Raw genomic sequence first — 24141 nt, forward strand, 5'->3', positions numbered from 1 at the left:
CAACGCGCAAAAAAGCAAATGCCGGCGTCCCAACGGACGCCGGCATTTGTCGTTTGAGCGGCAAAGCGGGTCGATAAGCCGGATTCTGTGCACGCGACGCGCCCGAAGACGCCTCACGCGTGGCAGCCATTCCTCTAGGCGCGCCATTGCTGACGCGCTCAAGCTTCCTACCCGCAGACGAGACGGGGGCCCCGTCCTGCATCGCGAAGATGCGCGCCTGCCTACTTGGAATTGCTCCGGGTGGAGGTTACCGTGCCGGTCTGCGTCGCCGCAGCCGCGGTGCGCTCTTACCGCACCGTTTCACCCTTACCTGATCCCGGCTTGCGCCGGGCCATCGGCGGTTTGCTTTCTGTTGCCCTGTTCCGCGTGTCGCCACGGATGGCCGTTAGCCATCACCCTGCCCTGTGGAGTCCGGACTTTCCTCGCCCTCGCCGGCGGAAGCCGTCGAGGCCGCGACTGCCTGACCTGCTTTGCAACCGAGTAGTTTACCATCCGGCGTCACGCCGGACCGCCTTCCGCTGCGAAATACGGCGGCGTCGTCATAGAACGACGGCTTTTCGTTTTCCGCCCACCAGCCAGGGATGCCGAGCACCGGGAGCGGCGCGAACATCCTGCCGCTGAATTCGCTGCCTTCGATCAGCGCACGGGCGACGTTCTCATCCAGAAACGCGTCGCGGGCAGCGCGGGTCCACGAAAAATACGCTAAAGGCACGTCGACGATCCACGCATGCCCCGTGCACGCCTTGTACGGCGTGACGAGCTTTTCCAGCAGCGCATGCCCGAAACAGCGCACTTCGCAGCGCTCGCCCCACGCGGCGCGGTTGTCGATGAACAGCGCGCTCCAGTCGAAGGACCGCAGTGCGATGCTCAGCTCGCGCTCGGCGGATGCGAACAACACTGCGTTCTCGTCGAACAGCGTCAGCGCGTCGCGCATGCCGCCACGCGTCGGGCCGACGCCCAGCGCATCGACGGCCGCCGACCCGCGCGCGCTCAGCGCGGCCTTGATGCGGGGATACTGGAACCACATCAGCGCGTTGAAGAAATCGTGCAGATTGTGGCGCGTCGGCACGCAGCCTGTCGCCGCGATATGAGCTTCGTAGGCCGTGTCGGGAGGCAAATGGTCTTGCGGGATGAACGCGAGGCGCTTTCCGCGCCCCGTCGTCTGCGCTGCCGACTCGGCGTCGGCGTTCATCTCTCGCAGCAGATCCGTCGCGCTGCGCAGCGCGGCCTGTTGCCAGCGCATGCCGCGCGCGGCGACCTGCGCGAACCACGGCCGCAACCAGTCGATATCCGCGAAACCCGGCGCGGCGCGTTTCAGCGCGCCGCCGGGCGCAACGACATCACGCGACATTCCGTTAGCCAGCCTTCAAATCAAGCGTCAATAGAACGGTCAAACGAGCCGCCAGCCGATCGTCTCGCCGCCGCGCAGCGGCACAACGGGCGTATCGCCAGCAGCGACTTCCGTCGGCAGCATCCATTGCTCGCGGCGCAGCGTCACCTTTTCCTCGCTGCGCGGCAGACGGTAGAAATCCGCGCCATGGAAGCTGGCGAAGCCCTCGAGTTTGTCGAGCGCCCCTGCCTTGTCGAAGGCTTCCGCGTACAGTTCGAGCGCGTGCAGTGCCGTATAGCAGCCCGCGCAGCCGCACGCATGCTCTTTCAGGCCCTTCGAATGCGGCGCGCTGTCCGTGCCGAGAAAATAACGCGGATTGCCCGAAGTCGCTGCCTCGACGAGCGCCACGCGATGCGTTTCGCGCTTGAGCACCGGCAGGCAGTAGTAATGCGGACGAATGCCGCCCTGGAAGATCGCATTGCGGTTATACAGCAGATGATGCGCGGTGATCGTCGCGCCGAGCAGTTCGGGCGGCGCACCCGCGTCGCGGATGTAGTCGACGGCATCCTTCGTCGTAATGTGCTCGAACACGACCTTGAGCGCGGGGAAATCGCGGCGCAGCGGAGTCATGACCCGATCGATGAAGACCTTTTCACGATCGAACAGGTCGATCGACGAATCCGTCACTTCGCCGTGCACGAGCAGCGGCATGCCGACTTCCTGCATCATGTCGAGCGTCTTCGCGCATTTGCGGATGTCCGTGACGCCAGCGTCCGAGTTCGTCGTCGCGCCGGCCGGGTACAGCTTCACGCCATGCACGAAACCGCTTTCGCGAGCGCGGCGAATTTCCTCGGGCGGCGTGTTGTCGGTCAGATACAGCGTCATCAGCGGCTCGAACATTACGCCAGCCGGAATCGCCGCGACGATGCGCTCGCGATAGGCGCGCGCCATTTCCGTTGTCGTGACGGGCGGCTTCAGGTTCGGCATGATGATCGCGCGGCCGAATTGGCGCGCGGTATGCGGCAGCACGGCGGCGAGCATTGCGCCGTCGCGGACGTGCAGGTGCCAGTCATCGGGACGGGCGAGCGTGAGGGTATCGACGGAAGCAGCGGTAGATGCAGTCATGGCGGGAGTCACGAGCGACCGGTGCGGCAAACAACGATTGGCGCAGAAAATGGCGATGTCTTTGCACAAATGCAGCCAAAACACTCGTCAATTTTGCGTTTTGCCGTTTCTGGCTCGGTGATATGCTTGGAAAATCATCATTGTAACGGGTCGGCTCACCTGGGCTCATACCCCGTTCATAAGGCTCGTCTTTCGCATCATGTGCCAACTACTCGGAATGAATTGCGCTGCGCCGACGGACGTCACGTTCTCGTTCACCGGCTTCGCAGCGCGCGGCGGCGTCACCGACCACCACTCCGACGGCTGGGGCATCGCCTTCTTCGAGGACAAGGCCTGTCGCCTCTTTATCGACCATCAGTCGTCGGCAACATCGCCAATCGCCGAAATGGTCAAGCGCTATCCGATCAAGTCGAAAAACACGATCGCGCATATCCGCAAGGCGACGCAAGGGCACATCGTGCTCGAAAATTGCCATCCGTTCATGCGGGAGTTGTGGGGACGCCACTGGATCTTCGCGCACAACGGCGATCTGCAGAACTACAGCCCTGTGCTCTCGGGCGTCTATCAGCCCGTCGGCAGCACCGATAGCGAGCTCGCGTTCTGCGCGCTGCTGCAAGGCTTGCGCAAGGCGTTCCCCAGTTCGCAGCCGCCGCTCAACGAACTTTTTGGCGCGCTCGAATCATTGACGCGCGAGATCACCCAGTTCGGCGTGTTCAACTTTCTGATGTCGAACGGCCAAGCGCTGTTTGCGCACTGCTCGACGCATCTGCATTACCTCGTTCGCAGCTGGCCATTTTCGACGGCGCATCTCGTCGATGCAGATGTTTCGATCGACTTCGCCAAATACACGACACCCGAAGACCGCGTCGCGGTCATCGCCACGCAGCCGCTTACCGACAACGAAGTGTGGACCGCCTTCGAGCCCGGCGATCTGCTGATGTTCCAGCATGGCGAAGTCATTGCGCGCGCCAATGTGCCCGTGCCGCCGGCCGTGCTGGAAAAGGCGCGCAATCCCGGCTGCGATCCGAGCGCGTCGGCAAGCATGCTGCCCGCTGCCACCGCGCTCGACCTTGAGTCCGACGACGCCGCCGCGTACGAATCGTGACCGGCTGACGTGCCGGGTAGCGGCGGTTGTCGTTACTCGTTGCCCGCCTCGCCAGCGCGGCCGGCGCACCCCTGCTCACCCGCCGATCCCGTCGACCGTGGCGTATCCGCCGTGCAGATCAGCGAACGCAAGACGGCGGGACAGCGCAAGCAGTCTGTCGCAAGCTGCGCTGCCAGGTCCGTTCTGGCGGAATGCGGGCCGCAATCGCACAGCTTGTTGCGGCAAACCTCCAGGCTGGCAGCGAGCGCACTTGCGCTCAGCGGATCGGCGTAGTTGACAACGGGAATATCCAGAAACAGCCGCCTCAACGGTGAGCCTTCCATCATGACCACGCCTTCGTTCATCAGGCGCTCCGCGATCTGAACGGCCTCCTTTTCCAGCGCCCGAACAAACAGTTCGGAAAACTGATTTTTAGGGGCATGACGAGAAACCCAAAGACGCGCCGACTCGGAGAATTGTTCCGTCGTCAGCCATTTTCCTTCCAACTGCATCGATACAAGCTCGTGAACGACCAGGTCGCTCAGCAAAAACACTTTCATGGTTTATCTCTTGTCGATCGAAACGAATGACGGCAACGCACGCCGCTTATCGTCATCGAATTTTCGCCTCAAGCTTATGCTTATATCAGCATTACTCCCATGAGATGATTCCGATTAACCAATTTAATAGTCGGAAGAATCTGTAATGTTTAGGATAACCACGTAACCGACACAAAGCAAATCGCGATGGAATTGTAGATATATAAAAAAAGCCGCTTCCAGGGAAGCGGCTTTAGCTGTATTTGATGCTTAAACTTAATGCAGAATCTTCGCGAGAAAGTCCTTAGCGCGATCCGACTTCGGATTTGCAAAAAAGTCTTCCTTGCGGTCGTCTTCGACGATGAGACCCTTGTCCATGAAGATCACGCGATGTGCGACCTTCTTGGCAAAGCCCATTTCGTGCGTCACGCACATCATCGTCATGCCTTCCTGCGCGAGTTCGACCATCACGTCGAGCACTTCGTTGATCATCTCCGGATCGAGCGCCGACGTGGGTTCGTCGAACAGCATCGCGATCGGGTCCATCGACAGCGCCCGCGCAATCGCCACGCGCTGCTGCTGACCGCCCGACAATTGCCCCGGGTACTTGTCCGCATGCGCGCGCAGGCCGACGCGATCGAGCAGCTTCAGGCCCTTCGCCGTCGCTTCGTCCTTCGAGCGGCCGAGCACCTTGATCTGCGCGAGCGTCAGGTTCTCGGTGATCGACAGATGCGGAAACAGCTCGAAGTGCTGGAACACCATGCCGACCTTCGCGCGCAGCTTCGACAGATTCGTCTTCTTGTCGGTCAGCGACTGGCCGTTGATCACGATGTCGCCCTTCTGAAACGGCTCAAGGCCGTTGACGGTCTTGATGAGCGTCGACTTGCCAGAACCCGACGGGCCGCACACGACGACCACTTCACCCTTTTTCACTTCCGTCGTGCAGTCGGTCAGCACCTGAAACTGGCCGTACCACTTCGAGACATTCTTAATGGAGATCATCTTGCGACCTTTTTCTGAAGACTTTTGACGAGGGTCGACGCGACCACACAAACCACGAAATAACACGCACCGGCGAACAGTACCATCTCGACATTCGTACCGTCACGATCGCCAATATTGGTGGCCGTGCGGAAGAAGTCGGCGAGGCTGATCACATAGACCAGCGACGTATCCTGAAAGAGCACGATGGCTTGCGTCAGCAGCAGCGGCACCATCGCGCGGAACGCCTGCGGCAGCACGACGAGGCGCATCGCCTGCGCGTAGTTCATGCCGAGCGCGAACGACGCATTCACCTGCCCGCGCGGCACGGCCTGAATGCCCGCGCGGATGATTTCCGAGTAGTACGCGGCTTCGAACAGCGAGAACGCGACCATCGCCGAAGCAAGACGGATGTCGATGTCCGCGGAAAGCCCCAGCACGTTTTGCAGCAGTTGCGGCACGATCAGGAAGAACCACAGCAGAACCATCACGAGCGGAATAGAGCGGAAGAGCGTCACGTAGAGCTTCGCGAACCACTCGAGGGGTTTGAACGACGACAGCCGCATGATGGCGAGCAGTGTGCCCCACACGATGCCGACGACGATCGCAAGAATGGTGATCTTCAGCGTGACGATGGCACCCGTCCATAACGTAGGCAGCGCGCCCGGAATGCCGCTCCAGTCGAAATGATGCATCACTTGCCTCCGATGTAGCCAGGCAGCCGGCTCTTGTGTTCGACGATACGCATCAGCGTCATCACGATCAGGTTGATGAGCAGATACGCCACGGTGACGGCGATGAACGACTCATACGTCTGCGCCGTGTAGTCGACGAGCTGGCGCGCCTGCGCCGACAGATCGAGCAGGCCGATGGTCGACGCGACCGCGGAGTTCTTGAAGATGTTCAGAAACTCGGACGTGAGCGGCGGCACGATGATCCGGTACGCGACGGGCAGCAGCACGTAGCGGTACGTCTGCCATTGCGTGAAGCCGAGCGCGAGGCCCGCCCCGCGCTGGCCGCGCGGCAGCGCGTTGATGCCCGAGCGCACCTGCTCGCACACACGTGCGGCCGTGAAGAGCCCGAGACAGATGATCGACGACGAGAAAAACTGCGTGCCCGGCGGCAGTTGCTTGAACCATGTACCGATCGAAACCGGCAACAGTTCCGGTATCACCAGATACCAGATGAAGAACTGCACGATCAGCGGGATGTTACGGAAGATCGCGACGTAGACGGTGCCGATCGCGGCCGTCCTGTTCGGCACCGTGCGCAACACGCCGAACAGCGACCCGACGATGAGCGCGATCACCCACGCGGAAAGCGAAACGGTGACCGTCACCCATAGGCCGGACAGCAGCCAGCCGAGATAGGTGGTCGGCTCGCCGGTGGAAACCGGACTTAGCAGAATGCCCCAGTTCCAGTGGTATGACATGACGAAGACTCCAACAAAAAGAAACGGAAGAAGCGCCTGCCCCTTCCGTTCTGTTCAACACGTTGACTGATCAGCTAACGGTTGTTCGAGGTTTAGTCGATTGCCTTGTCGTTCGGTGCCTTGTACAGCGCCTTCATGTCGTCGCTTTCCGGGAACGCCAGGTTCAGGCCCTTCGGCGGGATCGGCGATTCGAACCACTTCTTGTAGATCTGCGATGCTTCGCCCGACGTCTCGACCTTCGCGATCGCATCGTCGACGACCTTCTTGAACTCCGGATCGTTCTTGCGCAGCATGCAGCCGTACGCTTCATGCGATTGCGGCGTGCCGACGATCACGAAATCGCCCGGGTTATTCGACTTCGCGCGCTCGCCCGCGAGCAGCGCGTCGTCCATCATGAACGCGGCCGCACGGCCCGTCGACAGCGTCAGAAACGATTCCCCGTGATCCTTCGCGCTGATGATGTTCATGCCCATGTTCTTGTCCTGGTTCATCTTGCGAAGCAGGCGCTCGGACGTCGTGCCAGCCGTCGTCACGACGGTCTTGCCCTTCAGGTCCGCCCAGTCCTTGATGCCCGAATCCTTCTTCGTCATCAGGCGCGTGCCGATCACGAAGATCGTGTTCGAGAACGCGACCTGTTGCTGGCGCTCGGCATTGTTGGTGGTCGAGCCGCATTCCAGATCGACGGTGCCGTTCTGCACCAGCGGAATGCGGTTTTGCGACGTGATCGGCGTCAGCTTGACCTTCAGATTCGGCATGTTCAACTTCTGCTTGACGGCGTCCACGACCTTCAGCGCGAACTCCTGCGAGTAGCCGACCACGTTCTGCTTGTCGTCATAGTACGAAAACGGAATCGACGATTCGCGGTGACCCAGCGAAATGACGCCCGTGTCCTTGATCTTCTTCAGCGTGCCGGCGTCCTGCGCTTGTGCGCCTACCGTGAACAAACCCAGAGTCGCGAGAACGAGCGCAGCTTTTTTAACCTTCATTTGTGATCTCCTTGGCAAGAACCGGCGCCAGTTTATATCAGTAATTATTCTGAAAGTATGGTTGTTAACCATGTTTCCGCGTGCAGTGTTGCATAAAGCCACCATTTGCGCGATGCAGCGCTGGTACTGGCTTTGCAGCGGCTCGACGCGATGATGCGCGCGTCATTGGATGCGTCGTTTTTGCCGGTCGGATTCAACTACTTACGGCATCAACTGCGCAAGAGCGGACGGCACCCGGAGATGCCGTCCGCCCGCTATTCTGCGCGAGTCCGTGGAATCGCGCAGACAAAGACATGGGTGAAACGTGTGTTGCGAGGCACCTGCCTCCATGACAGGCGCCTCGCTCGGCCGGATATCCGAGAGGATACGGGCCGCGCCGCTGTATCAGGGATACAGGCCGCGCATTTCGCGCGCTTGCAGAATGCGCTTGCACGCGACGATGAACGCAGCCGTACGCACCGACACCTTCTGCTCGCTCGCCACCTGCCACACGGCTGCGAACGCTTCGCGCATCACGCGCTCGAGACGCTCGTTGATCTCGTCTTCCGTCCAGAAGAAGCTCGAGAAGTCCTGCACCCACTCGAAGTAGGACACCGTCACGCCACCCGCATTCGCGACGACGTCGGGGATCACGAGGACGCCCTTGTCGTGCAGGATGTCGTCGGCGGCCGTCGTCGTCGGGCCGTTCGCGCCTTCGACGATGATCTTCGTGCGAATCTTGCCGGCGTTCTTTTCGGTGATCTGGTTTTCGAGCGCAGCCGGAATCAGGATGTCCGACTCGACCGTCCAGAAGTCATCGTCCGCGATCTTGTCCGCTTCCGGATAACCGCCGACGCCGCCGTGTTTCGCGACGTAATCGAGCAGCGCGACTGCGTCGATACCCGATTGCTTGTACAGCGTGCCCGTGTGGTCCTGCACGGCAACGATCTTCGCGCCCGCTTCCTGATACAGACGCGCCGCGATGCCGCCGACGTTACCGAAGCCCTGCACGGCGATGCGCGCGCCTTCGATGTCCATGCCGATGCGGCGAGCCGCTTCGCAGCCGACGACGAACACGCCGCGGCCCGTCGCCTCGCGACGGCCGAGCGAGCCGCCGAGCGTGATCGGCTTGCCCGTCACGACGCCCGTCGACGTCTGGCCCTGGTTCATCGAGTACGTGTCCATCATCCACGCCATGATCTGCTCGTTCGTGTTCACGTCCGGCGCAGGGATGTCGGTGTTCGGTCCGATGATGATGCCGATTTCGCTCGTGTAGCGGCGCGTCACACGCTCCAGCTCGCCGCGCGACAGCGTGCGCGGATCGACGCGGATACCGCCCTTCGCGCCGCCGTACGGCACGTTCACGGCTGCGTTCTTCACCGACATCCACGCGGACAGCGCCATCACTTCCGACAGCGTCACGTCCTGGTGATAACGCACGCCGCCCTTGCCCGGACCGCGCGATACGTTGTGCTGCACGCGATAGCCTTCGAAGTGCGCCACGGTGCCGTTATCGAGTTCGATCGGGCAATCGACGATGAGAATGCGCTTCGGGCGTTTCAGCGTTTCGAGCCAGCGCGACAGCGAGCCGAGATACGGCGCGACGCGATCGACTTGACGGAGATAGTTGCCCCAAGGGCCGAGATCGTCCTGATGAAGGTAGGACGGGATGGACTGCAGATTTGCCGCGGTAGACATGAACGCTCCAGCGTTTTATCGGGTGACGCCATTGTCGAAAAAAAGCGCCGAAAGGGTCCAATGCCGATTGTTCATCCGATTATGTTTTTCTTGCATAACGCTGCGGAAAGCGCAAATGCATGTCGCAACGGCGTATTCCCGCGAGACTTTCCGCTTAGGCCTGGCGTGGGCCGGGCTTCGGCGCGCGTTACTTCGAGCCTTGCGCGAGTTCCGCGCTCACCACGTCCCACAACGCGCGCACGAGCTGCTGACGCGCGTCGTCGGCTTGCGCCGCGAGCTTGTCGCGGTAGAGGCGGATCTCCATCGTCAGCGTGAGCTGGCCTTGCGCGACGCCGCGCGATGCGCGGTCGAGGCGGAGCAGGCGGCCATCGGCGACGGCATCTTCGACGGCGCTATGCGGCAGGAACGCGACACCGTGCCCGGCGAGCGCCATCGCCTTCAGCCCCTCCGCCATATCGGTCTCGTACACACGATCGAGATAGAGACGCCCCGGCGCGGTCGCGAAGATCACCTCCGTCATGCGGCCCAGATACGCGTTCGGCGTGTAGGAGAGGTACGGCGTCGGCGCATCGGGCGTGCCGGGCAGCGTGTAGCGCGGGCGCCCGCCTTTGCCCGGCGCGGAGAACGGACTGATCGTTTCGATGCCGAGCGTCAGCATGTCGTAGCGCGCGGGATCGAGCGCGACAGGATGGCTCGGATGGTGATAGCCCATCACCAGATCGCAGCCGCCTTCGACCAGCGACAGCACCGCATCGTGCACGTTCAGCGCGCGCAGTCGCGTGTGTATCGAGCCGAGCTGCGCTTCAATGCGTTGCAGCCAGCTCGGAAAATACGTCAGCGACAGCGTATGCGGCACCGCGAATTCGATCGTCGCGGCGGGCGTCGCCGTGTGGCCGCGAAGCAGCGTGCGCGCCTCGTGAAACTGCGAGAGCATCGCCAGCGCCTGCTCGTAGAACACTTGGCCCGCCGCGGTGAGGCGGGTCGGGTAAACCGAACGGTCGATCAGTTCCGTTCCGAGCCACGCTTCGAGCGCCTGAATGCGCCGCGAGAAAGCGGGCTGCGTGACGTGCCGCAGTTCGGCTGAGCGGCTGAAGCTGCGCGTCTCCGCGAGCGAAACGAAGTCTTCGAGCCATTTCAGTTCCATAGCGACCCAATGCTCCAGCAATGTCGGAAAGCCCGCATTCTAGCGGCGTCGCGCGCGCAGGAGGCGAAGCGTGGGGCAAGCACGCGCCGGGCCGCATGTCCTAAAGTGGTAAAATTCGCGGTTCTCCCCGCTAATATCTGTCGCCCGATTCTTCACCGTTTTAGCCCCTCCCATCATGTCCGACACCCGCCCCGACACTCTCTTCGCGTTGACCGCCCTGTCCCCGCTCGACGGCCGCTACGCATCGAAAACCGAAGCCCTGCGCGACTGGCTCTCGGAAGCCGCATTCATGCGCCATCGCGTGACGGTGGAAATTCACTGGCTGATCGCGCTGTCGCACGCCGGTTTCGCGGAAGTGCCGCGCTTCTCCGAAGCGTCGGAGCAATTCCTGCTGCAACTGGTCGAGCGCTTCACCGCGCATGACGCCGCGCGTATCAAGGAAATCGAGCGCGTGACGAATCACGACGTGAAGGCTGTCGAGTACTGGCTGAAGGAATCGGTGAAGGGTCAGCCGGAACTGGAACGCGCAAGCGAATTCATCCATTTCGCGTGCACGTCCGAGGACATCAACAACACGTCGCACGGACTGATGCTCGCGGGCGCGCGCGAACACGTGATCCTGCCCGCGCTGCGCTCGGTGCATCAGCGTCTCGTTGCGCTCGCCCATGCGCAGGCCGACCAGCCGATGCTTTCGCGCACGCATGGCCAGCCCGCCAGCCCGACCACGCTCGGCAAGGAAATCGCCAACGTTGCCGCGCGTCTGTCGCGCGCGATCGACCGTATCGCGAAGGTCGAACTGCTCGGCAAGATGAACGGCGCCGTCGGCAACTTCAATGCGCATCTGTCGGCGTATCCGGAGTTCGACTGGGAAGCGTTCTCGAAGCAAGTCGTCGAGCAGCGCCTGAAGCTGACGTTCAATCCGTACACGATCCAGATCGAGCCGCACGACTACATGGCCGAACTATTCGACGCGGTTGCTCGCGCAAACACGATCCTGCTCGACCTCGATCGCGACGTGTGGGGCTACATCTCGCTCGGCTACTTCAAGCAGAGGACGAAGGCAGGCGAGATCGGCTCGTCGACGATGCCGCACAAGGTCAATCCGATCGACTTCGAAAACTCGGAAGGCAACCTCGGCCTCGCGAACGCGACGCTGCGCCATCTCGCCGACAAGCTGCCCGTTTCGCGCTGGCAGCGCGACCTGACGGACTCGACGGTGCTGCGCAATATCGGCGTCGCGTTCGGTTACGCGCTGCTCGCGTATGACGCGCTCAATCGCGGCCTCGACAAGCTCGAAGTAAATCCGCAGCGTCTGAACGAAGACCTCGACGCGACGTGGGAAGTGCTCGCCGAGCCGGTGCAGACCGTGATGCGCCGTTTCGGCATCGAGAATCCGTACGAGCAGCTGAAGGAACTGACGCGCGGCAAGGGCATCACGCGCGAGGCGCTGCAGACGTTCATCAACGGCCTGTCGATTCCCGCCGACGCGAAAGAACGTCTGCTCGCGATGACGCCCGCATCGTACATCGGCAAGGCAGCGGAACTGGCGAAGCGGATCGGCTGATCTGCCTGCTCACTTGACGCATCGCGGCGCGATGCGGAAATGAAAAAGGCGCCCTGTGAAGGCGCCTTTTTTACGACTGCCGCAAAGGCAGACTCACGCTTATCTATCGACGCTTGATCTGCGCGAGCGTCTCATCGACGATCTGCTCCGGCGTCAGCTCGATGCTCACCGTAATCGCTTCGTCCTCGCTCGGCTCTTCCAGCGTATCGAGCTGGCTTTGCAGCAGCGACGGGTCGAAGAAATGCCCGGTGCGCGTCTGAAGACGCTGCGCCAGCAGTTCATGCGTGCCCTTCAGATACACGAAGCAGACATCCTTGTCGCCATCACGCAGGATGTCGCGATACGAGCGCTTGAGCGACGAGCACGTGAACACGGCCGTCTCGTTCGCCTTCTGCTTTTCCTCGATTGCGGCACGGATCGTTCTGAGCCAAGGCCAACGGTCTTCATCCGTCAGCGGGATGCCGTGGTGCATCTTCTCCTTGTTGGCGGCGCTGTGAAACGCGTCGCCATCGGTGAAAGAGCAATTGAGCCGCTCCGCCAGCAATTCGCCAATGCGGGTCTTGCCGGCACCCGACACGCCCATCGCGATCAGAATCATTTACAACTCCTTACAGGACCGCCGCCAATGCGAAGGTCAAACCGAGGCCCATCAGCGAAATAATGGTTTCGCAGAGCGACCACGTCTTGAACGTCTGCCCCACCGTCATTCCGAAATACTCCTTGATCAGCCAGAAGCCGCCGTCGTTGACGTGCGAGAAAATCAGCGAGCCCGAACCCGTTGCGAGCACCAGCAGTTCCGGTTTCACCTGGACGCCGCTCGCGGCCGCGATCGGCGCGACGATGCCGCAGGCCGTCGTCATCGCGACCGTCGCGGAACCCGTCGCGAGACGGATCAGCGCGGCGACGAACCAGCCGAACAACAGCGGCGACAGATGCGCGGCCGTCGCCGTCGCGACGATTTCCTTCGAGATGCCGCTGTCCATCAGCACGCGGCCGAAACCGCCGCCCGCGCCGACGATCAGCGTAATGCCCGCGATCGGCGCGAGGCAGTCGCCGCAGAACTTCTGGATCTGCTCGCGATTGAAGCCGCGGCTCGCGCCGAACGTCCAGAAGCTCACCAGCACCGAGATCAGCAACGCAACGTCCGACGTGCCGATGAACTTCAGCAGATCGTTCGGCGTCGTCTTCGGCGCGAACACGAGGTCCGCCCAGCTGCCGATCAGCATCAGGATCACGGGCAGCAAAACCGTGAAGAGCGTGATCCCGAAGCCCGGCAGATCACGCGTGCCCGCCTCGTGCTCGACGTCGACGAATTGCGCGGCGAGCGGATTGTTATTCGCGAGCTTGATCTGACGGTGAATCAGCAGCGCAAACAGCGGACCCGCCACGATGGCCGTCGGCACGCCGACGATCAGACCGTATGCGATCGTGCGGCCGATATCCGCGTGATACGCCTGGACGGCGAGCAGCGCGGCCGGGTGCGGCGGGATCAGACCGTGCACGACGGAGAGGCCCGCGACCATCGGCAGGCCGATCAGCAGCAGCGATTTGCCCGTGCGCTTCGCGACGTTGAAGGCAATGGGGATCAGCAGCACGAAGCCCACTTCGAAGAACACCGGCAAGCCGACGATGATCGCGACGAACATCATCGCCCAGTGGATGTTCTTTTCGCCGAACCAGCTGATCAGCGTCGTGGCGATACGCTCGGCGCCGCCCGACTCGGCCATCATCTTGCCGAGCATCGTGCCGAGGCCGACGACGATCGCGATATGGCCCAGCGTGTTGCCGTTACCCGTTTCGAACGACTTCACGATCGTGCCTGCCGGCATGCCGACAGCAAGGCCCAGCAGCAGCGAAACGATGATGAGGACGAGGAACGGATAGACCTTGAAGCGCGTGATCATCAGGATCAGCACCGCAATGGCGATCAGGGCGTATACCAGCAGCATGCTGCCGTGGACAGCTTCCATGAAGCTCCTCCTTTGCTTTGTTGGTTTGAGTTGCAAGTGCTGCTGCACTCGCCCGCTTCCGGATGCTGAAAACGCCTTCAGAAGAGGCGTATTCGCGGACGCTGAATTTTACTGTCTGTTGACGTTCGTGGCGCGCGAAGTCCTCGCGCAACAAACAAAAAGCCTCGCCGCTAAAGCCTTTCAAGGCTAAAACGGGGAGGCTGTGTCGAGCCGATTGTATCGACCCTCTCTCACGCGCTTCGTCAAAACGCGATGCCGCGAATCAATGCGCGGGCGCGGCCAGTTCGCTTGCAGCGTGCGCGAGGCGCGTGACTTCGTCCCAGTTCTGGGTGGCGAGCGCGGCCTTCGGCGTCAGCCACGAACCACCGACGCACACGACGTTCGGCAGCGCGAGGAAGTTCGGCGCCGATTCCGCCGTGATGCCGCCCGTCGGGCAGAACTTCAGCGTCGGGAACGGGCCGTAGAAGGCCTGCAGCATGGGGACGCCGCCTGCCTGCTGCGCCGGGAAGAACTTGACGATTTCATAGCCGAGTTCCAGCGCGACGATGATGTCGCTCGGCGTCATCACGCCGGGCAGCAGCGGCAGACCCGCATCCTGCGCGGCCTTGTGCATCTCTTTCGTGAGGCCCGGCGATACGCCGAACTGCGCGCCCGCCTTCTTCGCCTGTTCGCAGTGCTCGGGCCTCGTGATCGTGCCGACACCGACGACGATGTCTTCGGCAAGCTGGCTCGCGCGCTCGATCGCCTTGATGCCCGCAGGCGTGCGCAGCGTGATTTCGAGCACTTTCACGCCGCCTGCGTGCAGCGCGCGCGAAACGTGTTCGCCCTGCTCGACGGTATCGAATGCGAGGACGGGAATCACCGGTCCCAGGCGCACGATTTCGCTGACTGTTTTCGACGTCATCTTCAGACTCCTTATCGCTTCATTTCTGCATTGCGTGACTGGCTTCGCTCGCCACGGCGCTTGCGGCTTGACCTGCGTGCTGCGTTGCGTGCGTCTTTTCGCCGACGAGCGGCCCGAACACCGACGCGCCCAACTCCGCCGGCGCCGCCGCCGAGCGGAACACGCCGAACAGCTCGCGGCCGAAGCCCACTTCGTTTTCCGCCTGATGCTGCGACACGGCAATCGGACGCTCAGCCCATTGCGCATCTTCGATTTCGACGTCCAGCACGCCCGCTTCCGCGTCGATGACGATCGTATCGCCCGTGCGCACCTTGCCGAGCGGACCTTGCAGCAACGCTTCCGGCGACACGTGAATGACGGCGGGCACCTTGCCCGATGCACCCGACATACGGCCGTCCGTCACGAGCGCGACGTGGAAACCTTGATCCTGCAACACGCCGAGGAGCGGCGTCAAACGATGCAGTTCGGGCATGCCATTTGCGCGGGCGCCCTGGAAGCGCACCACGGCGATGAAGTCGCGTTTCAGTTCGCCGTTGTCGAACGCTTCCTGCACGGCTTCCTGCGAATCGAACACGATCGCGGGCGCCTTCACCGTGCGATGCTGCTTCGCGACGGCCGAAATCTTGATGACGCCGCGCCCGAGCTTGCCCTGCATCAGACGCAGACCGCCGTCCGGCTGGAACGGTTCGTCGATGGCGCGCAGCACCGCCGCGTCCTGGCTTTCGGTGACGCCCGGCACCCACGTCAGCTTGCCGTCGAGCAACTTCGGCTCTTCCGTATAGCGCGCGAGACCCTTGCCAGCGACCGTGTTTACGTCGTCGTGCAACAGGCCGCCTTCAAGCAGATTGCGGATCAGGAACGCCATGCCGCCCGCGGCGTGAAAGTGGTTCACGTCGGCCTTGCCGTTCGGATAGACCTTCGCCAGCAGCGGCACCGACGCGGACAGGGTATCGAAATCGTCCCAATCGATGATGATGCCCGCCGCCCGCGCAATCGCGACGAGGTGCAGCGTGTGATTGGTCGAGCCGCCCGTCGCCAGCAAGCCGACGATGCCGTTGACGATCGCCTTCTCGTCGATCACGTGACCGATCGGCATGTACTGGCCGCGATCGGCGGTGAGGTCGAGCACGCGGTGCGCGGCTTGAGCCGTGAGCGCGTCGCGCAGCGGCGTATGCGGATGCACGAACGCCGAGCCCGGCAGATGCAGGCCCATGATTTCCATCAGCATCTGATTGCTGTTGGCCGTGCCGTAGAACGTGCAGGTGCCGTGGCTGTGATACGCGGCGGCTTCGGACTCGAGCAGCGCGTCGCGGCCGCATTGGCCCGTCGCGAACTGCTGGCGCACTTTCGCCTTGTCGTCGTTCGAGAGGCCGCTCGTCATCGGACCGGCGGGCACAAAGATGGTCGGCAGATGGCCGAACTGCAGCGCGCCGATCAGCAGGCCAGGCACGATCTTGTCGCACACGCCGAGGCACAGCGCCGCGTCGAACATGTTGTGCGTGAGCGCGACGGCCGTGCTCATCGCAATCACTTCGCGCGAGAACAGCGACAGCTCCATCCCCGCGTTGCCCTGCGTGATGCCGTCGCACATCGCCGGCACACCGCCCGCGAACTGCGCGACGCCGCCGCTTTCGCGCGCGGCGGCCTTGATGATGTCAGGGAAATCCTTGTATGGCGCATGCGCCGAAAGCATCTCGTTGTACGACGAGACGATGCCGATATTCGGCTGGCGGATCTGCTTGATGACGAGCTTGTCGTTGCCCTCCAGACCGGCAAAGCCGTGCGCGAGGTTCGCGCAGGACAGCGCGCCGCGCGCCGGGAACTTGCCCTGCGCCTTGTCGATGCGCGACAGATAGGCGTCACGCGCAGGCTTGCTGCGCTCGATCACGCGCTTCGTGACTTTCATCAGTTGCGAATGCGGGGAAACCATCGATGCTCCTTCGTCGCTGGCTCGCGCGCACGCGCGCTTGCGCCAGATTGATATCGCGGGGAACGGCATGGAACGCCGGCAATCGGGATATTAGTAGAAAAACTACACACGCACAATGTTGCAATTGCTGAATCTGCCGGACAGCCGAATTCACGTCTGAGCTTTATAAATCAGCGCTTTCGGGAATTTTCAGCCTGACATCAGGGTAATCACCTACAGCAGATATGTAGTTTTTGTACCCGATTCATCTATCAGCTATAGTCCACGCATTCTTCAGCATAGTGCGAGATTCCCGATGATGCTGTCCCAGGTGGAAGCGATGCGCGACCAGTTGCGCCCTTCCGAACGCAAGCTCGCCGACTACGTGATCGAAGCGCCGCGCGAAGTGCTCGACCTGTCAATGACGGAGGTCGCCGCGCGCGCGGGCGTCAGCCAGCCGACCATCGCGCGCTTCTGTCATGCGCTCGGATTTTCCGGCTTCCGCGAGTTCAAGATCCGGCTCGCGCAAGGCATCGCAACGGAGGTGCCCGCCGTTTATCGCGACGTTCGGCCCGACGAGCCGGCGCCGGGCGTCGCTGCGAAGGTGCTGGACCGGACGATCGGCGCGCTGATCCAGGTGCGTAACAATCTGTCGACCGATAGTGTCGCGACTGCGATTCAGCTGCTCGCGCGCGCGAAGCGCATCGAGTTCTACGGCGCGGGCGGCTCGGGCATCGCCGCGCTCGACATGCAGCACAAGTTCTTCCGGCTAGGCATGCCGAGCGTCGCGTATTCCGATCCGCATACGTTTCTCATGTCGGCGGCCTTGCTGGGCGAAGGCGATGTCGTGGTGGCGATTTCGAATACGGGCCGCACGCGCGACATCATCGATGCGGCGCAGTCAGCGCTCGCCGCTGGCGCAAAAGTGATCGCGGTCACGCATGGGAATTCGCCGCTGGCGCGGATTGCGTCGATTGGCTTGTTCGCCAATGTCGACGAAGACACCGACATCTTTTCACCGATGACGTCGCGCACGTCGCATCTCGCGATCGGCGATATTCTGGCGGTCGGCGTCGCGCTTCAGCGAGGGCCGGATCTGGCGGAAAAACTGGCAGGCGCGAAGGATCTGATCGCGCGAAGAAGAGTTGGGCCGCAGGAGTGACGCACGGCGGCGGTGAACCCGCCATTGCGATGTTGCGCGACGCCACCATGGTTGGCCATCGGCAGGCAGTCCCGCTAGCGTATGGGCGCGCGCATGAGGTCATCGAGTAGCGCGGCGTAGGTTGCCACTAGCTGGTGGTCATTGGGTAAATAACGTGCGATCAGGCTGCGCTGATGCTCGCGGTACCACGACGCATGTGCGTCATGCGTATCGATCACTTCGTCGACCCGCCGCGCCCCGTCGTCAACGTCGTTGCCTTCGTAGTAGTAACCGAGATCTCTGCATAGCAAAGCATTGTGCACGAGCGGATATCCCTGCCAGCACACCTCGAGATAGAAATAGTTGAGCGGGTTCTCGAGCTGGTGCGAAATCACAATGTCGGTATGCCCGGCCAGAAAGGTCGGTGTATCGTGGCGCCCGAGGAAGACAGCCTTGTGATCACGCACGATGTCGAGCTGATTCATCAGCGTGACGAATTCGATGCTTTCCCGCGCAAGCTGCTCCGCATTGGTCACCTGCAGCAGCGCAATGCTGTCGGGCCGCCGACGGTAGACCATCTCGGCGATCAGCACCGGATACAGACAGAACTTCACGACATTGATGTTCGGCTCCATCACCGTCAGGCGCCGCGCTCCGCTGCGTGGGCGGTATTCGCCTGCATGCGGAAGCGATCCGGCACGTTCGTCGATAAACTCCGGACTCCATACAAACGGCACGACACGCCCGATCTGCCGTCGCAACACCTCGAAATACGCGCGGCTGATATTCGCCACCTGCGGAATGATCCAGATGTCGTCGTAACGCTGGTTAACGAACAAATGTTCACCCCACATGCGTCGGCGGAACAACACCGACTCCATCGCATGGACGTACTCGAATCCGCAGCAGTAGGACACCAGTCGCACGCCGCGCCGCTTCAGATAGTCGGTCCGCGCAGCATCGATCTGGCCACCCAGTTCGATGAGCACGTCGATGGCGTCCTTGGCTGCGTCGAACGTGACGGTGGGATAGCGTTCGAGATTCCATGGCAAGGCGGGTGTGATCGGGATGTCGGTTGTATTGACCAGCGTCACGCTGACAACCTGCGGGCAGTTGCGCAACGCATCTGCAAGAAACGCCGCGTTTTGCTTGATCCCGTTGTTCCACAGCGTTTCCTTTGCCTGATGCAGACCGATCGTGATACCGATGCGCAGGCCGCTCATGGCTGCTCCTCGTAGAGCGCGGCGATCGCATCGCTGTAGACACGGACATTGACTTCGTTCTCCGGGTCGAGTCCGCGCAAGAAGTCACGCGCCGTGCGACGGTACACATCGAGATTCGCGTCGTGTCCGGCAAAAGCCGCCTGCAACGCCCGCCCACCCTCTTCACAGTCAAAGTTGCGATACCGATACCCGCATTCGCCAATGAGATGCGAATTGTGGATCAGCGGATACCCGTCGAGGCGGAGGTCGACAGCGACGCCACACTGCTGTTGGTCGTGCTCAGCCCCGTCGACAGCGAGCTGATGCCCGTCGACGCCGAGGTCGACAGCGAGGCCACACTGCTGTTCGTCGTGCTCAGCCCCGTCGACAGCGAGCTGATACCCGTCGAGGCCGAGGTCGACAGCGACGCCATATTGCTGTTGGTCGTGCTCAGGCCAGTGGACAGTGAGGACACGCTCGTCGAGGTCGACGTCGACAGTGAAGTGAGCTGGCTCATGTTCACCGCGTCGGTTGGGCTCACACCCGCGGCTACACCCGACAGCAGCACGTGACCACCGGAACTGGACATCGTCATTACGGGGCCACTCGCGCCTCCCACCCTGTAAGAGATTATTCCAGTAGTGCCATTAATGACCATTTGCGTATCATCGGCCGAAATTCCGGTCCAATCACCCGTACCGGGGGTGACACCGCCTGCCCATGAAGTAACACCGGTGGTGCAAGTCGCGCTAGTCTGACTGGTCGCGCCGTAGCCGTCGTACGAACCACCATAGTTCGCACAAAAAACGATGTTGCCGGCAGCCTGCGCCTCAGAAGCGAACGGCCCGATCATCCCCATGGCCGCCAGCGATACTGCCGCCAGCACCGACAGCCGGAACCACTTCGACAAACCCGCATCCGCCGACGCCGCGCCGCCAGATTCGGATTTCTTCACGCCCAGCGCGTGCTCGGAAGCCGCGACCCAAGTACGCGACGCCTGACACCAAACCGTTTTAAATATCTTATTCACAATCCAAGACCTTAAATACAAGACAAAGAACTTAAATACGACCCATCTAAACTCGCATGCTTCAATGCCTTATTTGAGCATTACGGATATCTCGCAAGCAAACTCAATATCCCGAGCCTGATTAATCGCGCATATACTTCTCTTGCAGTCAAAAAAATGCAAAAGAAGTCAATCAAATTAATTTCAATAACAAAATACTTCTGATATCGATATCGCCCTTGCCCCTTCTTCGAAACGGAAGCGAGTTAAGCCCTATCGGGCATCAAGAAGCGCTGGACAAAGTTGCGACTTGGCGATCAATTTGCATGAAAATGCAGCAATTCACAGGTGTCTCAGTGTTTCAACTCAGCAAATATCGATTGCTCTGTCAGCGACATGCGAGAATTTAAGACGATATCCATGCACGTGGAATGAGAATATTCCTAATTTCCGAATTCAACGAAGAAGACGACATCAATTGCCACAGCGATATCCAATCAATCCCGTTCAAAATTAATCTTCACCGCCCGCAAATAGGACTATTCCTAATTTCGCATTTGCCTTTTAATAAACTTCCCGATTCGTTTCGCCTCCAAGGGCGAGACGTGCGAGGCTCGATTAAAAAAGCCGCCACAAGGGAAAGGCTGGCTGAGGCGACAGCCGAGATCAGCAAGTCGTTCGAGCGAACGGTGGAGAGTGTGGTTGATATCGGTGTCCTGGCTGCCGGCGCGAACATAACGAGCACAGACGCTGTAAGCGATACACCTGCTGTACACGATGGATGCTTCTATCGCTAATGCGAACGGCGATAGTTAGACGGTGAACACCGATACGGTCTCTGCTCCGGTATGCGACGTCGGCACCACGATCGTCAGTTCGATTGCCGACGCCGCGACGAACCTCGACACCCGCGTAGCGCACCGAGTCATGATCGGCTCTGCGAAACGGGCAGCGGAAATATCCAGCGCCCGATCTCAGAAAGCAAAAAGCCCGGTTTGCTGTTTCCAGCAAACCGGGCTTTTTATCGACGCCGCGAATCGAACAGCCTGAAAATCAGAACGGCTTGATCACCACCAGCGCAACGGCTACGAGCATGCCCAGAACAGGCAGCTCATTGAACATCCGGTACCACTTGTCCGAGCGCCGGTTTTCACCGCGCTCGAACGTGCGCAGCAGCACGCCGCAATACGCATGATAGATGACGAGCAGCACAACCACGCCGACCTTCGCGTGAATCCAGCCCTCACCGCTGCCGATCCCGATCACCAGCCACAGCCACAAGCCGCATGCCAGCGCCGGCACCGCGATGAGCGTCATGAAGCGAAACAGCTTGCGGGCCATGATCAACAGACGTTTCACCGCGTTCGGATCGGTCTCCATCGCGAGATTGACGAAAATCCGCGGCAGATAAAAGAGCCCCGCGAACCACGAAGCCACCAGAACGATGTGAAACGTCTTGACCCACAACATCTGCGATCCTTGTTCGTTTTATGAAGGGCTTTTTGAAGGGCTATTGGCGACCTTCGCCGCGTCCGAGCACGACATATTTCATCGACGTCAGCCCTTCCAGCCCGACGGGCCCGCGCGCATGCAGCTTGTCGTTCGAGATGCCGATCTCCGCGCCGAGGCCGAATTCGAAGCCGTCGGCAAAACGCGTCGATGCGTTGACCATCACGCTCGCCGAGTCCACTTCGCGCAGGAAGCGCATCGCGCGGTCGTGGTCTTCCGTGACGATCGCGTCCGTGTGATGCGAGCCGTATTCGTTGATGTGCTCGATCGCCTGATCGATGCCGTCGACGACCTTCACAGCGAGCACAGGCGCGAGATATTCGGTTCGCCAGTCCTCCTCCGTCGCATCGACGAGCGGACCAACGCCAGCCGCTTCGAGCAGCTTCCGGGCCGCCGGATCGACGCGCAGCTCCACCTCCTTGCTGCGATACAGCTTGCCGAGCGGCGGCAGCACCTCAGCCGCGACGCCGCGCGCGACCAGCAGCGTCTCCATCGTGTTGCAGGTGCCGTAGCGGTGCGTCTTCGCGTTGTCGCAGACATTCATCGCCTTCGCGATGTCCGCGCGATCGTCGACATACACATGGCAGATGCCGTCGAGGTGCTTGATCATCGGCACGCGGCCTTCTTCGATCAGGCGCGCGATCAGGCTCTTGCCGCCGCGCGGCACGATCACGTCGACGTATTCGGTCATCGTGATCAGCTTGCCGACCGCCGCGCGATCCGACGTTTCGACCACCTGCACAGCCTCTTGCGGCAGGCCCGCCTTTTCCAGCCCTTCGCCGATCAGCTTCGCCAGCGCCGTGTTGCATTCGAGCGCCTCCGAGCCGCCACGCAGAATCGTCGCGTTGCCGGATTTTAGGCACAGCGCGGCCGCATCGATGGTCACGTTCGGCCGCGATTCGTAGATGATCCCGATGACGCCCAGCGGCACGCGCATCTGGCCGACCTGGATGCCGCTCGGCCGGTACTTCAGACTGGTGATTTCGCCGATCGGATCGGGCAGCGCGGCCACTTGCCGCAAGCCTTCGATCATCGTGTTCAGTGCCTTGTCCGACAGCGTCAGGCGATCGATGAAGGCGGCGTCGTGGCCCTTGTCGCGAGCGCGCGTGAGATCGCGCGCGTTCGCTTCCTTCAGCGCGCCCGTTTCGCGCTCGATGGCAACTGCGACGGCTTCGAGCGCGGCGTTCTTCGCCGCCGTCGACGCCCGCGCCATTGCGCGCGACGCATGACGCGCGCGGCGGCCGAGGTCGGTCATGTACTGGTCGATATCCATGATGATTCCCGTTGTGCCGCTTTCTGCACGAAGCGCGGCGGACAATTTCTGCAAGCGGAACGATGCGACGATTGTAAGACGTGTGACTACGGCGTGCTTGGCGCGGCGGCGCGGTGTCACGGACCGGGAAAGGCTGCCGGACGGCCTGACGAGGAATCTGGAGACACGCGAGCGCCGCTGCGGTTCGGCTCTGCGTAATGATCCGTCAGCGTGCGACAGCCTACGACGGTCGACGCATTGGCGCTGGCCGCGCGGCTGCCGGCCGACCTGGCGCAGGCCGCGTCGGCGCGCCGCGCGCATCTGAAGCCTGCGCGCCGGCGACAGCCATCGCAAGCTCGAAGAGGCCAGCCCACGGATCGGGCGGCGGGTCATTGCGGTGATTGCCCGGCGTGCCGCCCGACAAGCCCTTCACCTGCCGGTCGAGCTTCGCCGCCAGCGCGAGCGCCTTTTCGAGCGAGGCTTCCGTCACGCGTGACAGCGCGGGCCCGACGAGCCGCTCACGCGGGCCCCATACGCGGTTCTCGCGCAACAGCATCGCGAGTGGCTTGCCGGCCTCGACGCCGCGCTTGATCCGCAGCAGCGTGCGAATCTCTTCGACGACGGCCCACAGCACGAGCACAGCCGCCTCGCCTTCGCCCTTCAGGCCGTCGAGCATGCGCGACAGCCGGCCGATGTCGCCTGCCAGCATCGCTTCGTTGAGCTTGAACACGTCGTAGCGCGCGACGTTGAGCACGGCATCGTGGATCTGTTCGAACGTCAGCGCGCCGGACGGATACAGCAGCCCGAGCTTCTGGATCTCCTGATGCGCCGCCAGCAGATTGCCTTCGACGCGCTCCGCGATGAACTGCAACGCGCGCTTGCCATCTTCACCCGGCGCGACGCGCTGACCTTGCTGTGCAAGCCGCTGCCCGACCCAGTTCGGCAACTGCGCGCGCTCGACAGGATCGATTTTCAGCGCGACGCCGGCGTCTGCGAGCGCCGTGAACCACGCGGCCTTTTGCGTCGCGGCGTCGAGACGCGGCAGTGTAATGAGCGTTAGCACGTCAGGGTTCGCCGACGCCGCGAGCGTCTTCAGCGCATCGGCGCCTTCCTTGCCGGGCTTGCCCGTCGGAATGCGCAACTCGACGAGTTGCCGGTCGCCGAACAGCGACATCGACTGGCTCGCGCCGAGCAGCGAGCTCCAGTCGAAACCGCGCTCCACCGTGAACACCGTGCGATCCGTAAAGCCGCTTGCGCGCGCCGCCGCGCGGATGCGGTCGCACGCTTCCTGCGCGAGCAGATGCTCGTCGCCGTACACGACGTACAGGCCGGCGAGTCCTTTCGCGAGGTGCGCTTCGAGCGCGTCAAGACGCAGTTGCATGG

Annotated in this window: 22 protein-coding genes, 1 other RNA gene and 1 pseudogene; 4 read left to right on the top strand and 20 right to left on the bottom strand. The window is 61.9% G+C overall.

What is annotated here, in order from left to right:
- Nucleotides 1-58: 58 nt before the first annotated feature.
- From rnpB to pyrC, 3 genes and pseudogenes are all read right to left on the bottom strand, one after another.
- Nucleotides 59-472: RNase P RNA component class A (gene rnpB / locus AABE10_RS24510), an RNA gene on the bottom strand.
- A gap of 99 nt (nt 473-571) precedes the next feature.
- Nucleotides 572-1351: pseudogene (locus AABE10_RS24515) on the bottom strand (DUF3025 domain-containing protein); the annotation flags it as partial.
- Nucleotides 1352-1390: 39 nt separating this feature from the next.
- On the bottom strand, nt 1391-2455 hold the full coding sequence (gene pyrC, locus AABE10_RS24520) for a dihydroorotase (RefSeq protein WP_342935810.1): 1065 nt from the start codon (nt 2453-2455) through the stop codon (nt 1391-1393).
- Between the two features lie 199 nt (nt 2456-2654).
- Between pyrC and AABE10_RS24525 the strand changes: the two genes are divergently transcribed.
- Nucleotides 2655-3560, top strand: a complete 906-nt coding sequence (locus AABE10_RS24525; protein ID WP_342935811.1) for a class II glutamine amidotransferase — start codon at nt 2655-2657, stop codon at nt 3558-3560.
- 32 nt (nt 3561-3592) lie between these two features.
- Here the strand turns inward: AABE10_RS24525 and AABE10_RS24530 are convergent, their stop codons facing one another.
- The 7 genes from AABE10_RS24530 to AABE10_RS24560 form a co-directional block, all read right to left on the bottom strand.
- The gene (locus tag AABE10_RS24530; protein ID WP_342935812.1) at nt 3593-4099 is read right to left on the bottom strand and encodes a hypothetical protein; all 507 of its coding nucleotides are present in this window, start codon (nt 4097-4099) and stop codon (nt 3593-3595) included.
- 255 nt (nt 4100-4354) lie between these two features.
- A complete protein-coding gene (locus tag AABE10_RS24535) occupies nt 4355-5080 on the bottom strand; it encodes an amino acid ABC transporter ATP-binding protein (RefSeq protein ID WP_342935813.1) in 726 nt (241 codons plus the stop codon).
- Nucleotides 5077-5754 (bottom strand): glutamate/aspartate ABC transporter permease GltK, encoded by a 678-nt coding sequence (gene gltK, locus AABE10_RS24540; protein ID WP_342935814.1) that lies wholly within the window; start codon nt 5752-5754, stop codon nt 5077-5079. The genes AABE10_RS24535 and gltK overlap by 4 nt, the downstream gene beginning before the upstream one ends.
- Complete coding sequence (locus AABE10_RS24545) at nt 5754-6491, bottom strand: amino acid ABC transporter permease (protein ID WP_090868555.1); 738 nt, start codon at nt 6489-6491, stop codon at nt 5754-5756. The genes gltK and AABE10_RS24545 overlap by 1 nt, the downstream gene beginning before the upstream one ends.
- Before the next feature lie 92 nt (nt 6492-6583).
- Nucleotides 6584-7477 (bottom strand): glutamate/aspartate ABC transporter substrate-binding protein, encoded by an 894-nt coding sequence (locus AABE10_RS24550; protein ID WP_342935815.1) that lies wholly within the window; start codon nt 7475-7477, stop codon nt 6584-6586.
- Nucleotides 7478-7861: 384 nt separating this feature from the next.
- On the bottom strand, nt 7862-9154 hold the full coding sequence (locus AABE10_RS24555) for a Glu/Leu/Phe/Val dehydrogenase (RefSeq protein WP_342935816.1): 1293 nt from the start codon (nt 9152-9154) through the stop codon (nt 7862-7864).
- Nucleotides 9155-9341: 187 nt separating this feature from the next.
- Nucleotides 9342-10298 carry a LysR family transcriptional regulator gene (locus tag AABE10_RS24560; protein ID WP_342935817.1) on the bottom strand — a complete coding sequence of 319 codons (957 nt, stop codon included), beginning with the start codon at nt 10296-10298 and terminating at the stop codon, nt 9342-9344.
- A 175-nt stretch (nt 10299-10473) separates the two neighbouring features.
- Between AABE10_RS24560 and purB the strand changes: the two genes are divergently transcribed.
- The gene (gene purB, locus AABE10_RS24565) at nt 10474-11862 is read left to right on the top strand and encodes an adenylosuccinate lyase (RefSeq protein ID WP_342935818.1); all 1389 of its coding nucleotides are present in this window, start codon (nt 10474-10476) and stop codon (nt 11860-11862) included.
- Nucleotides 11863-11965: 103 nt separating this feature from the next.
- Here purB and AABE10_RS24570 read toward each other — a convergent pair whose 3' ends face one another.
- From AABE10_RS24570 to edd, 4 genes are all read right to left on the bottom strand, one after another.
- A complete protein-coding gene (locus AABE10_RS24570) occupies nt 11966-12460 on the bottom strand; it encodes a gluconokinase (protein ID WP_342935819.1) in 495 nt (164 codons plus the stop codon).
- A gap of 10 nt (nt 12461-12470) precedes the next feature.
- Entirely contained in the window at nt 12471-13832 is a 1362-nt protein-coding gene (locus AABE10_RS24575) for a GntP family permease (RefSeq protein ID WP_342935820.1), read from the bottom strand.
- A 262-nt stretch (nt 13833-14094) separates the two neighbouring features.
- On the bottom strand, nt 14095-14736 hold the full coding sequence (eda, locus tag AABE10_RS24580) for a bifunctional 4-hydroxy-2-oxoglutarate aldolase/2-dehydro-3-deoxy-phosphogluconate aldolase (RefSeq protein ID WP_342935821.1): 642 nt from the start codon (nt 14734-14736) through the stop codon (nt 14095-14097).
- A gap of 19 nt (nt 14737-14755) precedes the next feature.
- Nucleotides 14756-16666 carry a phosphogluconate dehydratase gene (edd, locus tag AABE10_RS24585; RefSeq protein WP_342935822.1) on the bottom strand — a complete coding sequence of 637 codons (1911 nt, stop codon included), beginning with the start codon at nt 16664-16666 and terminating at the stop codon, nt 14756-14758.
- Nucleotides 16667-16961: 295 nt separating this feature from the next.
- On the opposite strand from edd, the gene AABE10_RS24590 reads away from it, so the two are divergent.
- On the top strand, nt 16962-17807 hold the full coding sequence (locus AABE10_RS24590; RefSeq protein ID WP_342935823.1) for a MurR/RpiR family transcriptional regulator: 846 nt from the start codon (nt 16962-16964) through the stop codon (nt 17805-17807).
- Nucleotides 17808-17881: 74 nt separating this feature from the next.
- Here the strand turns inward: AABE10_RS24590 and AABE10_RS24595 are convergent, their stop codons facing one another.
- The 3 genes from AABE10_RS24595 to AABE10_RS24605 are packed head-to-tail and all read right to left on the bottom strand — an operon-like array spanning nt 17882 to nt 20018.
- A complete protein-coding gene (locus tag AABE10_RS24595) occupies nt 17882-19009 on the bottom strand; it encodes a DUF2827 domain-containing protein (protein ID WP_342935824.1) in 1128 nt (375 codons plus the stop codon).
- A complete protein-coding gene (locus AABE10_RS24600; RefSeq protein WP_428983382.1) occupies nt 19006-19233 on the bottom strand; it encodes a DUF2827 family protein in 228 nt (75 codons plus the stop codon). The genes AABE10_RS24595 and AABE10_RS24600 overlap by 4 nt, the downstream gene beginning before the upstream one ends.
- Nucleotides 19230-20018 carry an ESPR domain-containing protein gene (locus AABE10_RS24605; RefSeq protein WP_342935825.1) on the bottom strand — a complete coding sequence of 263 codons (789 nt, stop codon included), beginning with the start codon at nt 20016-20018 and terminating at the stop codon, nt 19230-19232. The genes AABE10_RS24600 and AABE10_RS24605 overlap by 4 nt, the downstream gene beginning before the upstream one ends.
- Nucleotides 20019-20816: 798 nt before the next feature.
- Between AABE10_RS24605 and AABE10_RS24610 the strand changes: the two genes are divergently transcribed.
- Nucleotides 20817-21047 carry a hypothetical protein gene (locus AABE10_RS24610; RefSeq protein ID WP_342935826.1) on the top strand — a complete coding sequence of 77 codons (231 nt, stop codon included), beginning with the start codon at nt 20817-20819 and terminating at the stop codon, nt 21045-21047.
- A 3-nt stretch (nt 21048-21050) separates the two neighbouring features.
- On the opposite strand, the gene AABE10_RS24615 is transcribed toward AABE10_RS24610, so the two are convergent.
- The 3 genes from AABE10_RS24615 to holA form a co-directional block, all read right to left on the bottom strand.
- Nucleotides 21051-21467 (bottom strand): CopD family protein, encoded by a 417-nt coding sequence (locus AABE10_RS24615; RefSeq protein ID WP_342935827.1) that lies wholly within the window; start codon nt 21465-21467, stop codon nt 21051-21053.
- A gap of 40 nt (nt 21468-21507) precedes the next feature.
- Nucleotides 21508-22779, bottom strand: coding sequence for a glutamate-5-semialdehyde dehydrogenase (locus tag AABE10_RS24620; protein ID WP_342935828.1), 1272 nt, complete (start codon nt 22777-22779; stop codon nt 21508-21510).
- A 220-nt stretch (nt 22780-22999) separates the two neighbouring features.
- Complete coding sequence (gene holA / locus AABE10_RS24625; protein ID WP_342935829.1) at nt 23000-24139, bottom strand: DNA polymerase III subunit delta; 1140 nt, start codon at nt 24137-24139, stop codon at nt 23000-23002.
- Between the last annotated feature and the right edge of the window lie 2 nt (nt 24140-24141).

The sequence above is a fragment of the Paraburkholderia diazotrophica genome, from assembly GCF_038900755.1.
Lineage (GTDB): Bacteria > Pseudomonadota > Gammaproteobacteria > Burkholderiales > Burkholderiaceae > Paraburkholderia > Paraburkholderia diazotrophica_A.